General features: G+C 38.2%; 20 protein-coding genes. 17 read left to right on the forward strand and 3 right to left on the reverse strand.

Annotated features, from left to right (window positions below; genetic code table 11):
* Window positions 1–88 precede the first annotated feature (88 nt).
* Window positions 89–511: a transcriptional regulator MntR gene (gene mntR / locus COE25_RS05550; RefSeq protein ID WP_088088719.1), complete on the forward strand. Its 423-nt coding sequence runs from the start codon at window positions 89–91 to the stop codon at window positions 509–511.
* Between the two features lie 34 nt (window positions 512–545).
* On the opposite strand, the gene COE25_RS05555 is transcribed toward mntR, so the two are convergent.
* Together COE25_RS05555 and metA are read right to left on the reverse strand one after the other, a co-directional pair.
* Complete coding sequence (locus tag COE25_RS05555) at window positions 546–758, reverse strand: DUF3892 domain-containing protein (RefSeq protein ID WP_088088718.1); 213 nt, start codon at window positions 756–758, stop codon at window positions 546–548.
* Window positions 759–886: 128 nt separating this feature from the next.
* A complete protein-coding gene (gene metA, locus COE25_RS05560; RefSeq protein WP_088088717.1) occupies window positions 887–1,795 on the reverse strand; it encodes a homoserine O-acetyltransferase MetA in 909 nt (302 codons plus the stop codon).
* A gap of 225 nt (window positions 1,796–2,020) precedes the next feature.
* Here metA and COE25_RS05565 point away from each other — a divergent pair, with 225 nt between their 5' ends.
* The 14 genes from COE25_RS05565 to COE25_RS05630 all read left to right on the forward strand — a co-directional run bounded on the left by COE25_RS05565 (window position 2,021) and on the right by COE25_RS05630 (window position 16,808).
* On the forward strand, window positions 2,021–3,724 hold the full coding sequence (locus tag COE25_RS05565) for a formate--tetrahydrofolate ligase (protein ID WP_373605339.1): 1,704 nt from the start codon (window positions 2,021–2,023) through the stop codon (window positions 3,722–3,724).
* A gap of 99 nt (window positions 3,725–3,823) precedes the next feature.
* Window positions 3,824–4,342, forward strand: coding sequence for a hypothetical protein (locus tag COE25_RS05570; protein ID WP_098931732.1), 519 nt, complete (start codon window positions 3,824–3,826; stop codon window positions 4,340–4,342).
* 134 nt (window positions 4,343–4,476) lie between these two features.
* Window positions 4,477–5,325, forward strand: coding sequence for a DegV family protein (locus COE25_RS05575; protein WP_088088714.1), 849 nt, complete (start codon window positions 4,477–4,479; stop codon window positions 5,323–5,325).
* Between the two features lie 293 nt (window positions 5,326–5,618).
* Window positions 5,619–6,266, forward strand: a complete 648-nt coding sequence (locus tag COE25_RS05580) for an HD domain-containing protein (protein WP_088088713.1) — start codon at window positions 5,619–5,621, stop codon at window positions 6,264–6,266.
* Window positions 6,263–8,152, forward strand: coding sequence for an ABC-F family ATP-binding cassette domain-containing protein (locus COE25_RS05585; protein WP_098931734.1), 1,890 nt, complete (start codon window positions 6,263–6,265; stop codon window positions 8,150–8,152). Before COE25_RS05580 ends, COE25_RS05585 begins: the two co-directional genes overlap by 4 nt.
* A 107-nt stretch (window positions 8,153–8,259) precedes the next feature.
* On the forward strand, window positions 8,260–9,393 hold the full coding sequence (locus COE25_RS05590; protein ID WP_098931736.1) for a conserved virulence factor C family protein: 1,134 nt from the start codon (window positions 8,260–8,262) through the stop codon (window positions 9,391–9,393).
* 63 nt (window positions 9,394–9,456) lie between these two features.
* Window positions 9,457–9,891 (forward strand): BrxA/BrxB family bacilliredoxin, encoded by a 435-nt coding sequence (locus COE25_RS05595; RefSeq protein WP_088088710.1) that lies wholly within the window; start codon window positions 9,457–9,459, stop codon window positions 9,889–9,891.
* A gap of 162 nt (window positions 9,892–10,053) precedes the next feature.
* Window positions 10,054–10,647, forward strand: coding sequence for a YpjP family protein (locus COE25_RS05600; protein WP_098931738.1), 594 nt, complete (start codon window positions 10,054–10,056; stop codon window positions 10,645–10,647).
* Window positions 10,648–10,749: 102 nt separating this feature from the next.
* Window positions 10,750–11,331: a TerD family protein gene (locus COE25_RS05605; protein ID WP_088088708.1), complete on the forward strand. Its 582-nt coding sequence runs from the start codon at window positions 10,750–10,752 to the stop codon at window positions 11,329–11,331.
* Window positions 11,332–11,538: 207 nt separating this feature from the next.
* Complete coding sequence (locus COE25_RS05610; RefSeq protein WP_088088707.1) at window positions 11,539–12,318, forward strand: TerC family protein; 780 nt, start codon at window positions 11,539–11,541, stop codon at window positions 12,316–12,318.
* A gap of 76 nt (window positions 12,319–12,394) precedes the next feature.
* Window positions 12,395–13,582, forward strand: a complete 1,188-nt coding sequence (locus COE25_RS05615; RefSeq protein ID WP_098931740.1) for an HpcH/HpaI aldolase/citrate lyase family protein — start codon at window positions 12,395–12,397, stop codon at window positions 13,580–13,582.
* Entirely contained in the window at window positions 13,533–14,909 is a 1,377-nt protein-coding gene (locus COE25_RS05620; protein WP_179195907.1) for a phosphoribosyltransferase family protein, read from the forward strand. The genes COE25_RS05615 and COE25_RS05620 overlap by 50 nt, the downstream gene beginning before the upstream one ends.
* Window positions 14,890–16,011, forward strand: a complete 1,122-nt coding sequence (locus tag COE25_RS05625) for a cysteine protease StiP family protein (protein ID WP_256942449.1) — start codon at window positions 14,890–14,892, stop codon at window positions 16,009–16,011. The genes COE25_RS05620 and COE25_RS05625 overlap by 20 nt, the downstream gene beginning before the upstream one ends.
* Complete coding sequence (locus COE25_RS05630; RefSeq protein ID WP_098931742.1) at window positions 16,008–16,808, forward strand: HAD family hydrolase; 801 nt, start codon at window positions 16,008–16,010, stop codon at window positions 16,806–16,808. Before COE25_RS05625 ends, COE25_RS05630 begins: the two co-directional genes overlap by 4 nt.
* A 1-nt stretch (window position 16,809) precedes the next feature.
* Here COE25_RS05630 and COE25_RS05635 read toward each other — a convergent pair whose 3' ends face one another.
* Window positions 16,810–17,022, reverse strand: coding sequence for a hypothetical protein (locus COE25_RS05635; RefSeq protein WP_142292196.1), 213 nt, complete (start codon window positions 17,020–17,022; stop codon window positions 16,810–16,812).
* Between the two features lie 241 nt (window positions 17,023–17,263).
* Here COE25_RS05635 and COE25_RS05640 point away from each other — a divergent pair, with 241 nt between their 5' ends.
* Window positions 17,264–18,901 carry a YceG family protein gene (locus COE25_RS05640; protein WP_098931744.1) on the forward strand — a complete coding sequence of 546 codons (1,638 nt, stop codon included), beginning with the start codon at window positions 17,264–17,266 and terminating at the stop codon, window positions 18,899–18,901.
* Between the two features lie 12 nt (window positions 18,902–18,913).
* Window positions 18,914–20,008, forward strand: a complete 1,095-nt coding sequence (locus COE25_RS05645; RefSeq protein WP_088090522.1) for a toxic anion resistance protein — start codon at window positions 18,914–18,916, stop codon at window positions 20,006–20,008.
* Window positions 20,009–20,050: the final 42 nt, after the last annotated feature.

Raw genomic sequence — 20,050 nt, forward strand, 5'->3', positions numbered from 1 at the left:
TGTTAATTTATATATGTGATAAAGTGCCTTGTCACTATTTTTTTTATATAGTAAACTTTTAGTTGAGTAATTTTTTGGAGGGTATGGGATGCCAACACCAAGTATGGAAGATTATATTGAACAAATATATATATTGATTGAAGAAAAAGGATACGCTCGAGTCTCAGATATTGCTGAAGCGCTGTCAGTACATCCCTCCTCAGTAACGAAAATGGTGCAAAAACTTGATAAAGATGAATATTTAGTCTACGAAAAATATAGAGGACTTGTGTTAACAGCCAAGGGGAAAAAGATTGGCAAGCGCCTGGTCTTCAGACATGATTTATTAGAACAGTTCCTCAAAATCATCGGTGTAAAAAATGAAAATATATATAACGATGTCGAAGGGATTGAACACCATTTAAGCTGGGATTCAATTGATCGAATTGGTGACTTGGTTCAGTTTTTTGAAGAAGACCAAAAGCGTATTGAGGCATTAAATGAAATACAAAAACAGAATGAAAGTGAGTAATAAAGAAGCACCTAGCAGCAATTGCTAGGTGCTTTTAATATAAATCTGGGTATTGATCAAAAGATTGGTCGCTCTCTGGGATTAAAGACATTCTACCATGCTCTTCCTCAATAGCCTGAACCCCTTGAATTAAACCATTTTCTGCCTCTAGTATTGCCTTTCGATAAGAAATGATTCGTCCCTCAGAAGTGACAAAGTTGATAATTTCCCCAAAGGAATTACGGTGAAGTGCCACAATTGATTCCATGAAAATTCTCCTCTTAAGATAATTATTAAAAGCAATACCTTGCTTTTTTCCTATATTCTTTCTATTTTTACAAATAATAAACAAACAATTATAATAAAAAAACATCGGAATTTACCCGATGCTTAGTGTTAACCCCAAAAAAAAGGGGTCTCCTGGTATACATAATAATTAAGCCAGTTTGAAAAGAATAAATGACCATGAGAACGCCAGCGATTAATTGGAGGCTGGGTTGGATCATTGTTTGGAAAATAGTTCTCCGGTATATGGATTTCAAGACCTTTATTCAAGTCTCTTTCATACTCTTGGGCCAGCGAATCTGATTCATACTCCAAATGTCCGGTAATCATGACATGCTTTCTATCCCGAGAGGCAATTAATAAGGCACCTGCATCTTCAGAGGCGGCTAATAGTGTTAATTCTGGATTCTTGTTAATTGCTTCAATCGATACATCAGTATAGCGAGAATGGGGAGCATAAAACTGGTCGTCAAACCCGCGTAGCAAAGTGTCATTAGGTTCGAAAATCCGGTGAGGATAAATACCTGAGCATTTTCGCTGTAACTCAAATTTACCAATCCGATAATGGTAGTTAAGAGCAGCCTGCGCACCCCAGCAAATATGTAACGTCGAAGTGACATTTTGATTGGCCCAGTCCATAATCTCAGTTAATTCCGACCAATATTTAACTTGATCAAATTCTAATAGCTCTACTGGGGCACCAGTAATAATCATCCCATCAAATTTTAAGTTTTTCACTTGGGAAAAGGTGGTGTAAAACTGTTCGAGATGCTGTTTACTCGTATGGGTGGATTCATAGGAGTTGGTTTTTAGAAAATTGACATTTACTTGTAAAGGCGAGTTTCCTAATAATCTTAAAAGCTGTGTTTCTGCTTTTTCTTTTTCAGGCATTAAATTCAGAATAAGGATATTTAATGGTCTGATGTCCTGAGCAATAGCACGTTCATTATCCATAATGAAAATATTTTCGTGTTCGAGAATTTCCCTCGCTGGAAGGAGTTTTGGAATGTTAATTGGCAAGTGATCAGCCCCTTTTTCAGGTTAATTAGGATTATTTCTAAATACTACATCCATTTATATAACTACCTACGATAAGGAGTCAATGAATATTTTAAATATTTGATATTTATATTATAAACATTATTGTAAATTCAGAAAAGTATTAATTAATTTGTCATAATTAATTATCGGATTGAAAGCGCTTATTTGATACAATGAAACCGTAAGTCCAATTCTAAATGCTGAATGCGGGGGATAAAGGTGGTATTGAAAACTGAAGTGAAATCAGACATTGATATTGCACAAGAATCAAAGATGAAGCCAATTGTTGAAATCGCCGAAAAAATTGGTTTAGAAGAGGATGATCTAGAACTTTTTGGTAAATACAAAGCTAAAATCTCAAATGAAGCTCTTGCTAAACTCAAAACGAAGGATAGCGGAAAAATTATCCTTGTCACTTCCATTAATCCAACACCAGCAGGCGAAGGTAAATCGACTGTGACAGTTGGACTGGCAGATGCTTTTAATCGGTTAGGTAAAAAAACGATGATCGCAATCAGAGAGCCTTCATTAGGCCCAACTATGGGTATTAAGGGTGGGGCGACTGGCGGTGGATACTCGCAAGTCCTGCCAATGGAAGACATCAACTTACATTTTACTGGAGATTTGCATGCGATTACGACTGCAAATAATGCCCTCGCAGCGTTAATCGATAATCATCTCCAACAAGGAAATGAACTTAACATAGATCAACGGAGAATAGTCTGGAAACGGTCCCTTGATTTAAATGACCGTGCATTAAGAAAAGTTATTATCGGTCTTGGTGGGCCCCTTCAAGGTGTTCCAAGGGAAGATGGCTTTGACATTACGGTCGCTTCGGAAATTATGGCGGTTTTATGTTTAGCAACAGATCTAAAGGATTTAAAATTACGATTATCACGGATGGTTGTTGCCTATAATTATCATAAGGAGCCGGTAACGGTCGGTGACTTAGGTGTGGAAGGCGCATTAACGTTATTGTTAAAAGATGCGGTCAAACCAAATCTTGTTCAGACGATTGAACATACGCCAGCTCTTATTCACGGCGGTCCGTTTGCAAATATTGCCCATGGGTGTAATAGCGTCATAGCAACTAAAGCTGCGGCTCAGTTAGCGGATTATGTTATCACTGAAGCTGGCTTTGGAGCAGATTTAGGTGCAGAAAAGTTTTTACATATTAAATCAAGAAGTGCGAGGATCCAACCAGAAGCAGTTGTTATTGTTGCGACTATTCGTGCCTTAAAAATGCATGGGGGAGTAGCAAAAAGTGAATTAGCAAAAGAGAATATTCCTTCACTAACACTTGGTTTTGCAAATCTAAAAAAACACATCGAGACAATCAATAGCTTTGGATTACCAGTAGTTGTTGCAGTTAACAAATTCATCACTGATACAGAACTTGAAGTAACAACATTACTTGGATGGTGTGAAAGAGAGAATGTTCCAGTTGCCTTAACAGAAGTGTGGGAAAAAGGCGGAGCAGGAGGCATCGAGCTAGCTGAAACACTATTGGCTGTCATTGACAAGAATGAAAACAATTTTAAGCCTTTATACGACCTATCTGATCCGATTGAACAGAAAGTTAGAACTATTGTCCAAAAGGTATATGGTGGAAAAGATGTAGAATTTTCTTCAAAGGCTAAAAAACAATTGATTGATTTTGAAAAATTCGGCTGGTCTAATTTAGCTGTTTGTATGGCGAAATCTCAATATTCCTTGTCTGATGATCCTGGAAAGTTAGGTAGACCGACGGATTTCAGCGTGACGGTCAGGGAGTTTAAACCTTCGATTGGAGCAGGATTTATCGTCGCGTTAACTGGAGATGTTATGACCATGCCAGGCCTCCCGAAAAAACCTGCTGCCTTAAATATGGATGTGGATGAAAACGGGAATGCAGTTGGGCTTTTCTAATTCAATAAAGAAAGTAATAAAATTTGAACTTAGATAACTGTCTAGCGCAAGCGGCCGAGCGGGCGCTTGCGCTTTTCTTAAGAGGAGAGTAGATGGGATATGTTTGATCCGACAGCCTTTGATAACATGAAAGTGGTGATTGAAGGTGCTCTTTATGATTTAGATATTATCGGTGAGATTGTTATTACAGACCGAAACGATTTAATCAACATGGCTAAGATGTCTCGGAAATTTGATGTATCTTTCCGTTTACCTAAAAGCAGTGTAATAGCGAATATTGAAATGGCATCAAACCTGGTTAATCTAGCAGCAGAGCTTTTACCGGCCTTACAATCAGAACAGAAGGCAGGGTGTCATTTAAGGCTCCAATTTTTAATTGAACATAATGACATGGAAATAGACTTTCAAGCGGTTGAAAACATCCTACTAAACGTATGGGGGCCCACGAGAAAGATAACTCAAATTGTTCAGTATCCACCACTTGAAATCAAACGAAAGCATACTCATGTGATTAATGTTGATTTTGATCGATTGATTCGGGAAGACCAAGTGGATGATTTGGTTGAAATGACTGAGTTTATCATGACAACTCTTAAGCAACTGAACAGGGAAATTTAGCAATATGAAGCGAAACCAGCTTTTTAACCAAAGCTGGTTTTAATTAGGTTTTTAAAATATTTACAATATTCAAGTTTTTATGTACGATTAATTTACATATCTGTTCATTTTTTTATAAAAAAGGGGAGATGACGTTGGTCAAAACGGCTTGGGTCACAGATAGTACAGCCTATTTAGACGAAGAATTAAAAAATCATCCAGATTTATATACCATTCCATTAACGATTTTACTTGATGGTGAGGAATTTTCTGATGGGATTGACTTAACCCCTGCTCAATTATTCGAAAGATTAAAGGAACTTAAATATCCACCTAAAACATCACAACCTTCCATTGGAGCTTTTCAAGCATTATACGAACAACTGTCTAAGGATTACGACCAAGTTGTCGCCGTTCTTTTATCAGGAAAATTAAGTGGCACGGTATCCTCGAGTGAGCAAGCTGCAATGCTTGTTGAGATTCCAGTAACCACCATTGATTCCAATATCCTAACCTATCCAATGACGGCATTACTTAAAGAAGGAATAAGGCTTCTTGAAGCAGGCGCTAGTCTTGAATCAGTAATCAGTCAACTCGAAAGAATTAAGAAAACCAACGAGACCTATGTTCTTGTTGGCAGTTTAGAACAGCTCCACCGAAGCGGCAGAATGTCAGGCTTGAAATTCTTTCTCGGCAGCATGCTTAACGTTAAACCAATTATTTCGATCGAAGATGGTGCGCTGAGTGTGAAAGAAAAAGCAAGAAGTGAGAAAAAGGCGAAGGAAAAAATATTGGATTACTTAAGGTCATCCTACGAGCAGCATCATTTTAAAGAGGTATATATTTTATTTGGTTTGCACGAGGGTCACGCAGCTATTTGGATGGATGAATTAAGAAAGGAATTTCCTCAACTAGAAATCAACTGTTGTCCATTAGGAGCGGTAATCGGCGTGCATGCAGGTGAAAATACCCTTGGCATCAGTTGGCATAATGAGTTGAAATAACTTACTCCCAAACTGAGCATACTAAAATTGCATTAAATCTTAGATGAGAGGGAGATGCGCCATTAGTAAGCAAGGGAGACAAAATCCGAACCAAACGAGAGAACAAATTGAAAAGCAAGACAAACGAAATGATATTGAACTCGGAAGCGAGTTTCAAATTGGTAATAGCAAGTCGCAAAGTCAGAAAAAAAGTGGACGCCAAGCAAACAAAAAATAATCCCGAACATTCGGGGTTATTTTTTGTTTGTTTTTCATGTTAAAATAGCAAGGATAAAGGTAGGTGCTTTCAAGCAATGAAGAATCCGATAATTGTGCTAACAGAAGAATTTGTCCGTAATGAATTGGCTGAAGATGCGACAGGCCATGATTGGTTCCATGTCGACCGCGTTCGACGGAATGCCTTACATATTTGCAGGGAAGAAAAGATAGGAGAGGTGTTCATTATTGAAATGGCTGCATTACTCCATGACATCCCAGATGAAAAGTTGAATGAAAGTATCGAAAAAGGTGAAGAAAAACTGGAAACCTTTTTGCAAACCATTCCGCTAACAGATAATGAAAAAAAACATATAAAACAAATTATCGCAACGATTTCCTATAAAGGCGGCATAAACAGTGAGCTCTCAACGATTGAAGCCAAAATCGTCCAGGATGCAGACCGATTAGATGCGATTGGAGCCATCGGGATTGCGAGGGCGTTTGCCTATGGCGGTAAAAAAGGACAACCAATTTATAACCCCGGCATTAAGGTTCGAAACGAAATGAGCTTAGAAGAGTATCGAAAAGGTAAATCAACAAGTATTCACCACTTTTATGAAAAGTTGCTTAAATTAAAAGATTTACTAAATACAGAGTCTGCCCGAGAAATGGCAGAAAGCCGTCAACAAATGATGGAAACATTTTTAGAACAATTTTACCAAGAATGGGATGGACAAGAATGAAAATGCTCACAGGAGAAAATGTTTCGAAAACGTATGGGGAAAAACAGCTCTTTAACAATATCTCGTTCACGATTAAAGAAAAAGAGCGTGTGGGATTAATCGGGATCAACGGGACCGGTAAAACATCATTATTAAAAATTATTGCAGGACTGGATACTCCTGACGAAGGAAAAATCATCACAAGTAAAGACTATTCCATTACATTTTTAGACCAACAGCCGGAGTTAGACGGTGACAAAACGGTCCTTGAACAAGTCTTCCATGGCGATGCTCCCATCCTAAAACTAATGCGTGCTTATGAAAAAACTTTATTAGAACTGAATCTTTCTCCAAATGACACAAAAGTCCAAGAAGACCTTTTTGAATTACAAAAGCAAATGGATGCTTTAAATGCCTGGGATGCCAGTACCAATGCAAAGTCGATTTTAATGAAATTAGGGATTGAGGAATTTACAAAAAGAATCAGTGAACTTTCGGGCGGACAGAAAAAGCGCGTCGCATTAGCTCAAGTATTAATTGCCGAGCCGGATTTACTTATTTTAGACGAACCTACGAACCATCTCGATTTTGATTCGGTAAAATGGTTAGAGGATTATTTAAGTAGATACAATGGCTCGATCTTGCTTGTCACCCATGATCGCTACTTTTTAGATCGGGTTGCGAATCGGATGTTTGAGCTCGATAGTGGTCAATTATACAGTTATAAAGGGAACTATGCCGCCTTTTTAGAAGCAAAAGCGATTCGTGAAGAAAATGAGGCAGCTACCTTTGAAAAAAGTAAGAATCTGTTCCGCAGGGAGCTCGAATGGATTAGGCGTGGTGCAAAAGCCAGGTCTACAAAACAAAAGGCGAGGATTCAACGATTTGATGAGCTCGATGAAAAGGTTTCGAGTGGGAAGTCATCTTCTGAAAAGATGGATATCTCGTTAAATGGCAGTCGGCTTGGCAAGCAGGTATTTGAACTGAAAGATGCTTCCAAGCGATACGGAGCAAAAACGATTTTATATCATTTTGATTTACTTGTGAAGCCGGGGGATCGGATAGGTATTATCGGGAAAAACGGAACCGGGAAATCAACCTTATTAAATATCCTCGCAAAACATATCCCCCTTGATGAGGGTGAGTTTATCATGGGGCAAACGGTAAAAATCGCTTATTATACACAGGAAAGTGAAGATATGGATGAAAATAAGCGGATGATTGAATACATTAAAGAGACAGCCGAGATTGTCGAAACATCGGACGGGAAAACGATCTCTGCTGCTCAAATGCTTGAACGCTTTCTATTTCCTCCATTTTCGCACGGTACCCCGATTCGAAAACTATCGGGCGGGGAAAAACGACGTTTATATTTGTTGAAAATATTGATGACTGCACCAAATGTGTTATTGTTGGACGAACCAACCAATGATCTCGATACCCAGACTCTGACGGTTCTTGAAGATTATTTGGAAGATTTCCCGGGAGTGGTAATCACAGTTTCTCATGACCGCTATTTCTTAGATAAGGTGGCTGAACAGCTTCTCGTCCTACAAGGGGAAGGTACAATAGATTCATTCTTTGGGAATTATACAGAGTATCTTGAGAAGGAATCAGCCCTTGAAGCACAAAAAACAGTCGCTGTTTCGGCCAAGCCAACTAAACCGGTTGAGAAAGAAAAAAAGAAAAAAATGACCTATTTAGAGAAAAAAGAATGGGAATCAATTGATGAAGACATTGCGAAAACAGAGACCCGTATTGAAGAAATAGGTGTTGAAATGGCGAAAACAGGCAGTGATTTTACGAAAGCACAGGATTTGATGAAGCAGGAAACCGAATTAAACGAAAAGCTTGAGTACTTAATCGAACGCTGGTCATATCTGGCAGAGCTGGCTGAAAAGGAATAAGAGTGCGTCCATGGACGTACTCTATTTTTCTTCAAGCATATCCAGTGATTGAAACTTATCCAATATGATAAACTTGAAAAAGAAATCATAAGAATTAGGTGATCTTGTTGAAAATTAAGGCGATTGAACCAACGCCAAGTCCGAATACAATGAAAATTAATTTAGATGAAGAACTTCCTATGGGGAAAAGCCATAATTATAAAAAAGAAACAGCAACAGATGCGCCAGCCGTTGTCCAATCCATCCTTCAAATTGAAGGCATCAAAGGCGTGTACCATGTCGCAGACTTTCTTGCTGTCGAGCGGAATGCAAGATATGATTGGAAGGAATTATTACCTCAAGTTCGCCAGGCATTTGGAGAAAAAGCGAATGAAACTGCAAACACTGCAAAATTAGTTGAACATTTTGGGGAAATTAAGGTTGAAATCCAAATGTTTAAGGATATTCCACTCCAAGTAAAGCTTACCGATGGCGTAACTGAAAGACGGTTTGGATTGCCGGAACACTTTTTAAAAGCAAGAGAAAGTGCACAGCTTCCTGAAGAGAACTATATCTACTTGCGAAAGTGGCAAAACCAGGGCGTCCGCTATGGAGATTTTGACCAAATTGGCAAGGAGGTAGTCGATGAACTCATTGCCGCGTATCCACTGGAACGATTAGAAGAATTAGTTACAAATGCTCAATCAGCAGAATCTACTTCAGAACCAAAAATTAATCTGTCTCGCAAAAAGGTAGCATTGGAAGATTTACAGAATCCCGATTGGCAGATTCGCTATCAACTCCTCGAGCAAATGGATGATCCGGAACTAGAGGATTTACCCGTGCTTGAAAAAGCATTATCTGATGAAAAGGCTTCGATTCGAAGGCTTGCAACAGTGTACCTCGGCATGATCAAAGAAAATGAGGTACTTCCGCTTTTATACCAGGCACTGAAAGATAAAACTGTGACCGTTCGAAGAACCGCGGGAGATTGTCTATCAGATTTAGGGTTTCCAGAAGCAGCCGACGAGATGATGGAAGCATTGCAGGATAAGAGCAAGTTAGTTCGCTGGCGGGCAGCGATGTTTTTATATGAAGCAGGCGATGAAAAGGCCCTTCCAGCGTTAAAAGCTGCCGAAAATGATTCGGAATTTGAAGTCAGTTTGCAAATAAAAATGGCGATTGAAAGAATTGAAGGCGGTGAAGCAGCTAAAGGTTCTGTTTGGAAGCAAATGACCGAAGCAAGGAAAGCGAGCGAATAAAATTGCAAAGAGCTAATAGATTAGGTATTCTAAAATGGATGAACCGAAACGGAGTGATTTAAAATGTCAAATGCTTATGATGAATATATGAAACAAATGGTTTTACCGATGCGCGAAGAATTAATAAGAGCTGGCTTCGAAGAGCTACCTACTGCTCAAGATGTAGAACAATTTTTGGAAAATGTCAGCGGAACCACGCTTGTTGTCGTAAATTCTGTGTGCGGATGTGCTGCTGGATTGGCTCGTCCTGCTGCAACGCAAGCGGTGCTAAATAGCGAAAAAAAACCAAACCACCTAGTAACAGTTTTTGCTGGACAGGATAAAGAAGCCACTGCGAAAATGCGTGAGTATTTCGAAGGAATTGAACCATCATCACCATCAATGGCATTATTAAAAGATAAAAAAGTCGTTCATTTCATTCCTAGACACGATATTGAAGGAATGCCGATGGAAACAGTTATGCATAATTTACTTGGGGCATTTGAAGCCCACTGCTAATTAGGATGTCAGCCGACATCCTTTTTTCTATGATTAAATTGTGATATTTAAACTGTTTTTTTCCATTTACAAGAAAAAAGAAGTATAATATTTTGTATAATAACTAATTTTAGAAAAAAATAGATGATACAAAATCTTGCTAAGAATAAGGTGAAATGAAAAATGAGCAATTGGCTTCGTAAAACGTTATTTGTATTAGTATCTGTTTTAACTTTTGGACTTGTTACCCCCACTCAATTAATCAATACGGTAAATGCAGAGAATCTCGCCGATCGTGATGCCTTCGAAGCGCCATCGACCGAAAGTCACTTTGGACAAATAAATACGTTTATTGAAGAATCAGAGTTTGATAAAGAAAAGTTTATTGAAGAATTAAAAAAGCAAGCAGAATTCCAGTCATATCAAAAATTTGGTCCAAAGATTAAACCAGTCATTGAAAATGAATTCCGAGAAATTATTTTACCAAATATCGAAACTGCACTTGAAGAAATTGCTGTCCAATTTCCTGAAGAAGATTTGAAAAATCTCACCATAACCGAACATCCTGGTACCGGCCTTTCTGAAAAAATCTTTAATATTAACAATCGCGCTATCGGTAAAGATATACTTCGATTTCATGTAAGACGAGATAATCCACCGCAAGCAGGCTACTGGTTCAATTTTCATTACCACACCTACCATGATAATTACCAGAGCCATCATGAGTTAGGGGCCATTTTTTGGGCTAAAAATACACCACCTAAATGGATGAGTTAATGTGAATTTGCTTATTGGCAGGAAAAAATTTTATTATAATAAATGAAACCTTTTTATGACAAACTCGTAAATAGACTATTACCTAAATTGGAGGAATGAAAAATGGCAGTAAGTTTATCAAAAGGTCAAAAAGTTGATTTAACAAAAACCAATCCTGGTTTAACAAATGTTGTGGTTGGATTAGGATGGGACACAAACAAATATGACGGTGGAAATGACTTTGATTTAGATTCATCTGTTTTCCTATTAGGAGAAAATGGAAAAGTTACGAATGAAAGTGACTTTATTTTCTATAATAATCCACAAGGAGCAAATGGAGCTGTGGTACATACCGGAGATAATCGCACAGGTGCTGGTGATGGTGATGATGAAGGCATTAAAGTAAGTCTTACTACTATTCCAGCCAATATTCAGCGGATTGCGTTTACAATTACAATTCATGATGCAGAAAGCAGAAATCAAAACTTTGGACAGGTTTCAAATGCCTATGCCCGCATTTACAATGAGGCAAACGGTGAAGAATTGATTCGCTATGATTTAGGTGAGGACTTCTCGATTGAAACAGCAATTGTTGTTGGTGAATTGTATCGCCACAATGGTGAATGGAAATTTAGTGCCATCGGTAGTGGTTATCAAGGCGGATTAGCTGCACTTGCAACTGACTTTGGACTATCTATAGGTTAATATTTCAAAATGAAGAGACCCAATCAATAATGGGTCTTTTTACAAAAGCTTTGTTAACAACATGTCTAGCTGCTGCGCCTAGGGGCTCTATGGTCTATAGCCAATCCGTCATGAAGGTTAAAGAACAACCTTCACGCCGGCTCGACTTATGCTTGTCGCCCCTGAACAAGGCGCTTCCGCTTTTCTATTCTAGGAGGAATTACTTTAATGTCAGTTTTGAATCATATCTTGGACACCTATGCGCAATTTTTTGATTTGAATATGTGGGGTCAAATATTGGCCGATCCAGTCAGCTGGGGACTTATTGGGACACTTATTATTTTAGAAGGATTACTTTCTGCCGATAATGCGCTTGTTTTAGCCGTTATGGTTAAACATTTGGAACCTAAAAAGCGTAAGAGAGCCTTGTTCTATGGTTTATTAGGAGCATATATATTCCGATTTATTGCGATTGGCATCGGAGTATATTTAATCAAGTTTTGGGTCATTAAAGCCCTTGGTGCCGCGTATCTTGCGTGGTTAGCGATTAAGTATTTCATCGATAAGTATAAAGGTGATGCTGGTCACGATGAAGAGGAAGCAGAAGGAATTAACCAAGGCGGCTTGCTAATACGCTTATTTGGTACCTTTTGGGGAACGGTAGCTGCCGTTGAATTAATGGATATTGCTTTCTCGGTTGACAGCGTTCTTGCGGCATTTGGGGTCAGCAATCAGGTATGGATTTTATTTGTAGGTGGGATCCTTGGCGTTTTAATGATGCGTGGCGTTGCCGGAGTTTTTCTTACACTAATTGATAGGATTCCTGAACTTGAAACTACCGCTTATATCTTAATCCTAATCATTTCTATTAAGATGGCACTTACCTTACCGTTATTCAACATCCATATTGAATCATTACATTTCTTTATTATTCTAGCCGTAACATTTGGAGCAACCTTTATTGTTCACTTCATGAATAAGAAAAAGGAAACTAGCAAAGAAAACTAAAAATTGTTGACTTAAAAGGGGAGCTGACGAGAGTCCGTCTCCTCTATTTTTTACCTTTAAAGAGGAGTAAATAGTTATGGAATTTTTTACATACTTTTACGAAAATGAAATTAAACGATTCTTCTTTCAAAAACCGCAGGCTTATACAAAATATTCTCACCGTGAACTACTGTCCTATGGTTTAGGCGCCACGCTTTATATGCCTGCCACACGCCCTAATATTCATCAAGAAATCCTCTCTAAGAAGCATGAAGGTTTAACGTCCCTTGTCATCGACTTAGAAGATGCTGTTGGTGATAACGAGGTAACTGATGCTGAGGCAATGCTTATCAGTGAATTATTAAAGTTATTTTTTGAATTAAATAAGGGCTTTTTGAGCTATACGGATCTACCACTTATGTTTATCCGAATCCGAAACCTAGAGCAGTTAAAACGGGTTACCGAACAATTAGGGGATGCAATAAGTCTGCTTACTGGGGTGGTGCTTCCAAAATTCAGTGCTGAAATTGGTGAAGAACTATTAATGGAAGTAAACCGATTACATACAAAGGAGCACCCATTTTATGCTATGCCGATTTTGGAGACAGCAAAGGTCATTCAAAAAGAAACGAGAATGGACGAATTAATGAGTATAAAGAATCTTCTTGATCGCTACAAGGACATTATTCTTAATGTTCGGATTGGGGCTACTGATTTTTGTGGATTATATGGAATTCGCCGTAGTGCGGATACTACCGTTTATGATATCGCTGTCTTAAGAGATTGCATTTCAGATATTATCAATGTCTTTCAACGCTTTGATAGTTCCTACGTTGTATCTGGTCCAGTTTGGGAGTATTTTTCTGCGAAAAAGAGAATGTTAAAGCCGCAGCTTAGGCAAACACCGTTCCGCGAACGGTACGGGGATGAAGGGTTGAAATGGAGAGCAAAATTAATCAATGAACATTTGGATGGTTTAATCCAGGAAATCTTAATGGATATTGCAAACGGAATAACAGGAAAAACGATTATTCATCCTTCACATATCAAAGTAGTGCAAGCCCTAAATGTCGTTTCCTACGAGGAGTTCATGGATGCAAGCAATATCATAAATGCGGCAAATGGGGATATTGGCGTTTTGAAAAGTAATTTTGCTAATAAAATGAATGAGATAAAACCTCATTATTACTGGGCAAAGAAAACCATTTTAAAATCACAGCTGTACGGGGTGTTACATGAAGAATTCACAACCATTGACCTTATCAAAAAAGAAGTATATGTATAATATCTTAGACTCGATTGAAACAGAGATAGAAGTTTCTGAAAATCCGTATGATTTGCCACTAGAAGAGTTATTTACAATGGCAGCCAGAATAAATAAGAAACGGTCGTTTTTGTTTGTAAGTAAAGTGCTCGGTAAACACTTACCAATTGATCCTAATAAGGGACTGCAAACTGGAGCACTTCTTGGTGCGAGATTCCTTGAAACGGTAAAGAAGATAAAATGTTTAGAAACTGAGAGTCTATTAACCTCCTTTAAAAATGGAGAATCATATCAGAGTAAGGCCTTTATCCCTGACAATATTCGTCCTGTAGTGATAGGATTTGCTGAAACCGCCACCTCACTTGGGCATGCTTTCTTTGATTGCTTTATATCAGCTGAATACTTTCATACCACTAGAGAAGAACTCGAACAGGAAAAACCAAAAATCACCTTTGAAGAAGAGCATTCCCATGCTACATCACATCGTTGTTTTATTCCGTTAGAAATGATACAAAATGAACGGGAAATCATCCTCGTTGATGATGAACTGACAACGGGTAAAACCGCTTTAAATATTATCCAATCGATCCATGCTAAATTCCCTAGACGTATTTATACCGTTGTTTCCATTTTGGATTGGCGTTCAGAAGAAAATCGATATGGCTTTAGCCGTCTTGAACAGGACCTGGGGATAAAAATCAATGTGGTAAGCCTTTTGGCCGGTACAGTACAGGTTAAACAGCATAATGATATGAATAATTGGTCAATAAAAGTGGAATCGAACAAGCGCGTCGAGTCCTCTGTCGAACGAATAGACCTATCACCTTTTTTTACCATGACCCTCTATTCAGCCAATAACCCGATGAATAAGTCAGCATTTATTAAAGAGACAGGTCGATTCGGCCTAAGCAGTACGGAAAATAGGAGTCTTCAACAGAAAGCCTCTGCAGCTGCGGCCGTTTTATACAATAAAAGGATTGGAAAAAGGACGCTTTGCCTAGGCACTGGAGAGTTTATGTATCTTCCGATGAAATTAGCTGCCGAAATGGGTAAAGGTGTTTATTATCAATCAACAACCCGAAGCCCGATTTTTATTGAAGACAAAGTAGGATACGGAGCGAGGTTTGGTGCGTCTTTTCCTAATCCTGAAGACCAAGATATTACCCACTTTTTTTACAATATTCCACCAGGATTCTACGATGAAATATTTATCTTTTTTGAAAGAACAGTAAAGTTAGAGAATCTTCAACCACTACTGAAAGAACTAAGTAAATTACAAATAAAGATGATTAGACTCGTCTTTTTTTCTGAATATCGAGGTGAACAAGTTGAAAACCACAATCAATAAACCGGCAAAAATCGGAAGCTATAATGCGGAGGATGTCCAATTCCTATTAAAGGATTTAAGTGATATTAAGCTAGAGGATTCGACTGAAAATCGGGAATTGATGGTTCAATCAGGTGTTCACTACAGCGAATCACTGCCAATAGAGTACCAGCCGCCAAAGGCGTATGTGGATTTATTTTGGGAAACCTTACAGGAATACAAACAAAAAGTTGCCCTATGTATTGGTGTTGTGGCTGAACAAATCTATCAATCTAAGGGTGATAGGGCCGTACTTGTTTCTCTGGCGCGTGCAGGAACGCCTGTGGGGATATTAATAAAAAGGTATATTCACATGAATTACCATGTATTATTGCCGCATTACAGTGTTTCAATTATCCGCGACAGAGGGATTGACGAAAATGCACTTCAATATATACTTAGACAACATCCAGAGGCTGATATTCAATTTGTTGATGGGTGGACAGGTAAAGGGGCAATTTCGCTTGAATTGACCAAAGCCTGTCATGATTATCAACAAAAATATGGGATAAACCTCGACGACACATTAGCAGTCATCGCAGATCCAGGATATTGTACCACTTTGTTCGGAACTCGCGAGGATTTTTTAATTCCTAGTGCATGTCTAAACTCAACTGTATCTGGGTTGGTGAGCAGGACGGTTTTAAATGATCAATATATCGGGAAGGATGAATTCCATGGAGCTAAGTATTACGAGGAATTGATTCCTGTTGATGTTTCCAATGAATATATTGATTTGATTAGCAATGAATTTGTAAACATTGCAGGCGAAGCGGCGGAGATGGCTACACATAAGGAAAATGAGAAAATAGAAACTGGATTCTTGGGGATGGAGGACGTCAAGCGAATTCAATCTGAGTTTGAAATTGAAAGTACCCATTATATCAAACCAGGAGTCGGAGAAACAACAAGAGTTTTGCTTCGCAGGGTTCCATGGAAGATACTAATGCGCGATCCGTCAAGTCCATTTGTCAAACATATTCTAATGCTTGCCGAAGAAAAGGGTGTAGACGTTGTACCATATCCAAATTTAAAGTATTTATGCTGCGGCTTAATCAAGTCGGTTAAGGGGATTAAAAAATGATCTTTGCATCTGACCTTGATCGTACATTGGTTTATTCGAAACGGGCTATAGAAGAACTAGGAGAACTAGATAAAACAGTCATAAAACCCGTTGAAAAAAAAGATAATAATTGGGTTGCCTATATGACAGAACGATCCTTTTTTGCTTTAAAAGAGCTATCACTAACTAGTCTTTTTGTTCCGGTTACAACGAGGACAACAGAGCAATTTAACCGTTTCTACATTTTTAAGGAGGACATACAACTAAAATATGCAATTACTTCAAATGGGGCCAATATTATTAATAATGGTGAAATAATGAAAGATTGGTCGACCTATATTTTTCAGCGTATAAACGCGGAATCGGTTCTCCAAAATGAGTTGCTTGCGATTTTAAAAAGAGAAGGCTTTCAATTTGATGGGCAAATAAAGCAGGCGGAGAATTTATTTTTCTATTTCATCTTAAACAGTCTTCCACCTGCTTCAGATCGAAAAGCGATTAATGATTTGGCTGTATCAAATGGTTGGAGGATCTCCATACAGGGGAGAAAGCTCTACTTTATCCCTCTTGCGATCAGCAAAGGGGATGCACTTGAATTTATCTCTAAGCGAGAAGGTATGGAAGTCATTGCGGGTGCGGGGGACTCCGTACTAGATTGGGACTTTCTGAAAAACTGCCAATATCGATTTGTCCCAGCCCACGGTGAGCTTGCAAGGGTGTCAGGCACTAGTAATTTTACACTTACAAAAAATTATGGTATTAGTGCAGGGGATGAGATTACCCAACAATTTTTACAGCTGCAACAACTTATAGTTTAATCTATTTCACTTTTCGGTTAAAAACAAATAAGTATACGCAAGAAAATAAACTATAGCATCCAAAAAAGAATAGAATCGACATGGCTAGGGAATGCAATGTTGAAGAAAGCAGCATCGTAAAGATTAAGCTAAACACAAATAAATCTAGGTAAATAAAAACATCGGAAACCATCACTTCCATCACGGTATTTAATTCTTCCTGAATGTGTTCCATCCTAGGCCGCTTATATAAAAATCTCATTCGAGTCACCTACTTTAACGTCAGTACTCAAATAGTATGTAAGGACAAGGAAAAAGGTGAAAAATGAGGAAATGGTGAAAAAGACGAAACATTTTTTTATGACATTCGTATAAACAAATGAACCAATTAAATAACTATGATATGATGTTATGGAAACCTTACATAATTTTCTAGCGCTAGAAAAATAGCTTCTTTTTTGAGGAAGGGATTATGAATGCATCCATCATTAAATCAGCTAATCGCCCATCCAGTATCCCTTTCATATGAAAATTGGCACGCCTTGCTGAAAAAACCGCTGCCTGAACGGCCAAATTATTCATTAGAAAATGGAAAAATTCACATTGGGCAAGTACTTGGAAAGTTCCTTGGGATACCAATCGATACGGATACCTATTATAACCAGCTTTTTGATTATGTTAATAATGAGGAATGGAGACTTCATTTGCTAAGTGAGGAATCACTAGATAAAACAATTAACAACACTCACTTTCAATCCATTCAAAAAGTCATAAATATTAATCGTGAACAAAAGCTGTCCATCAACCGATTTACGGCTTTTCTAGATGGGGAACAGTTATTGTTGAAATCAAAGGTACCGGTAATCCATAGGAAGATAAGAGAAGCGATGATCGCAACACTGGAGTTGTACGCAAAACTTGAAAGGGACGGGCTAAAGAACCACGAGCTTAGGCGGGTGCTTGTTGACATTGTTAAATGGTCCATCAATCATTTACAGCCCGTTTTGGAAATGGCTGATCCACAAATCGAAATGCCTAAATTTTTGTGGTACGGCGAATTTAAGAAAAGCCACCAATATTTTTTATATTATTTAAGCAGGCTTGCCTGTGATATTGTTATTTTCCATCCAGAAGGTAAGGATATTTTAGAAGGTATGATGGAGGACCCAATCTTCTCGCATCAATTTCAAAATAAGCTGCCTGCGGAACCGTTCCCTAAGGAAAAGCGCAGTCGTAAGGCAACGGTTGCATATAGGGCCTCAAAAGAAATTGAAACGATTTTAAACCAAGAGGGTTCAGGTCTTTACAAACCATGGCAATTAAGGGATTATACTCCGTCCTCGATTACATTAAAAACGACTTATGATGAACTATTTATTCTTGGGAAAGAAATGGCGATGGTAAGACCAGATTTTGAGGTGGGGAACGGACAAGTCAAAATACCTTCTATCTTTGCTAAAGTACAGGGTGTTAGTAAAAATCGCAAAGAGTACTGGGACCGTCTGCAATCACTCAGTGAATTAGAGCATAGTTTACTGATTCGCCGTTTGCCAATCACGATGACAAGCACAAGTGATTTTCGCTTTCATTATCGAAATGCCCTTGATAAGGATGGCTTAATTAATCCGGCTAATATGATGCAAGCACATTACTGGCCATATTCCTTTTTATCTTCTGGCTTACAAAAAGGAATCGCTAATGCCGTTAGGAGAATCTGTGAAAAACCAGGTTTAAAGCCCTTACCGAAGGAAAGTATAGAAGACGTAAAAATGTATATATTTACACAGGCATTGTTTATGCCAAAACCCATCATTCAGTTAATCGAGAGATTTGACTACTCGCAACATATACCTAAATTAATCATTTACAATAATGAATTAGCAGGTATATTCTCAAGGTCAGATGCAGCACTTATCTTGCTATTAAATCAATTTGGTATTGATATCATCCTGTATAATCCTCCTGGGCATAATGATATTGAAAATTTCTTGGACGATCGTTTATTTGACAAGCATTGGCTTGAAGACGTTGTTTTTGATTTAGAATTTAAAGAACCGTCTATTTTTAAAAAAGGGCTTTTTCAAGGAATCTTAAAAAATTTAAGGGGAGATTAATAAGTGACTCTTATGCCGAATCCATCAAGCGGTTTAACGCCAGCAGGTACGGATGACATCCTAACAGAAACAAAAGTCTCTGACATTAAACTTGCACTTCGGAAAGAACCAGAAATTCAAAATTTAGCCCGTACGATTGATGAGCGTGACCAAATCCAGGTTTTAGAGTTTGGGAAGGAACCAGCCGTCCAAATTTCCCGTTTTTCGGATCAGATATTAAACAATATGAAGACTTCAAAAGTGGAGGATTCTGGTGAACTACTTAAACAACTGGGCCGGATTATGGATAAGTTTGATGCTAAGGACTTTCAAAAAACTTCAGGTGGATTTTTTGGTAAGCTCTTTAAAAAGGGTGAAAAGGTGGTCGAAAAGCTGTTCGGCAAATACCAAACCATGGGCTCCGAGATTGACAAGGTATACATAGAAATATCGAAATATCAGCATGAAATGGTTGATGCAACAAATATGCTCGAGCAAATGTATGAGCAAAATTATCAATTCTATTTAACACTTGAAAAGTATATTGTTGCGGGTGAGATAAAAGTTGAGGAACTAAAAAATAATCAACTTCCCCAGCTTGAATCCCGAGCTGGAGCAGGTGATCAACTTGCCTCCATGCAATTGGACTCGCTGAAAAATGTCATTGAGTTATTAGAACAACGCATCTATGATCTAGAAATGGCCAAAATGGTCTCACTGCAGACTGCTCCGCAGATTCGTCTTTTGCAAAGAGGAAATACGAAACTGATTGGAAAAATCAATTCGGCATTTGTGACGACTATCCCGATTTTTAAAAATGGTCTGATTCAAGCGATGGCGGCGAAAAGACAAAAGCTGGTTGCTGATTCAATGAGTGAACTTGACCGCAGGACAAATGAAATGCTTCTGAAAAATGCGCAAAACATTTCCCAGCAAAGCACGGATATTGCTAGGCTTGCCGGAGGTCCAAGTATAAAAATCGAGACGATTGAAGAATCTTGGAATATTATCATCAAAGGCATGCAGGAAACAAGGGCTATCGAAGATGAAAATAAACGGATGCGGATTGAAGGCACCAAACGTTTAGAACAACTGCAAAATAACTTTAAACAGTTGAAACAATCTTAGTTAATAAATAGGTTTTGATTTACTAAATTTCTTATTGGGGTG

It is taken from the genome of Bacillus sp. AFS031507, assembly GCF_002584635.1.
Classification (GTDB): domain Bacteria; phylum Bacillota; class Bacilli; order Bacillales; family Cytobacillaceae; genus Neobacillus.

Bases quoted from the DNA above. Each gene is read 5' to 3' on its own strand.
- COE25_RS05580 (WP_088088713.1), top strand. From the start codon at position 5,619: ATGAAGAATCCGATAATTGTGCTAACAGAAGAATTTGTCCGTAATGAA.
- COE25_RS05555 (WP_088088718.1), bottom strand. From the start codon at position 758: ATGGAATCAATTGTGGCACTTCACCGTAATTCCTTTGGGGAAATTATC.
- COE25_RS05605 (WP_088088708.1), top strand. From the start codon at position 10,750: ATGGCAGTAAGTTTATCAAAAGGTCAAAAAGTTGATTTAACAAAAACC.
- COE25_RS05570 (WP_098931732.1), top strand. From the start codon at position 3,824: ATGTTTGATCCGACAGCCTTTGATAACATGAAAGTGGTGATTGAAGGT.
- COE25_RS05645 (WP_088090522.1), top strand. From the start codon at position 18,914: ATGCCGAATCCATCAAGCGGTTTAACGCCAGCAGGTACGGATGACATC.
- COE25_RS05615 (WP_098931740.1), top strand. From the start codon at position 12,395: ATGGAATTTTTTACATACTTTTACGAAAATGAAATTAAACGATTCTTC.
- COE25_RS05565 (WP_373605339.1), top strand. From the start codon at position 2,021: ATGCGGGGGATAAAGGTGGTATTGAAAACTGAAGTGAAATCAGACATT.
- COE25_RS05620 (WP_179195907.1), top strand. From the start codon at position 13,533: ATGAAGAATTCACAACCATTGACCTTATCAAAAAAGAAGTATATGTAT.
- COE25_RS05630 (WP_098931742.1), top strand. From the start codon at position 16,008: ATGATCTTTGCATCTGACCTTGATCGTACATTGGTTTATTCGAAACGG.
- COE25_RS05595 (WP_088088710.1), top strand. From the start codon at position 9,457: ATGTCAAATGCTTATGATGAATATATGAAACAAATGGTTTTACCGATG.
- COE25_RS05635 (WP_142292196.1), bottom strand. From the start codon at position 17,022: ATGGAACACATTCAGGAAGAATTAAATACCGTGATGGAAGTGATGGTT.
- COE25_RS05585 (WP_098931734.1), top strand. From the start codon at position 6,263: ATGAAAATGCTCACAGGAGAAAATGTTTCGAAAACGTATGGGGAAAAA.
- COE25_RS05600 (WP_098931738.1), top strand. From the start codon at position 10,054: ATGAGCAATTGGCTTCGTAAAACGTTATTTGTATTAGTATCTGTTTTA.
- mntR (WP_088088719.1), top strand. From the start codon at position 89: ATGCCAACACCAAGTATGGAAGATTATATTGAACAAATATATATATTG.
- COE25_RS05640 (WP_098931744.1), top strand. From the start codon at position 17,264: ATGCATCCATCATTAAATCAGCTAATCGCCCATCCAGTATCCCTTTCA.
- COE25_RS05610 (WP_088088707.1), top strand. From the start codon at position 11,539: ATGTCAGTTTTGAATCATATCTTGGACACCTATGCGCAATTTTTTGAT.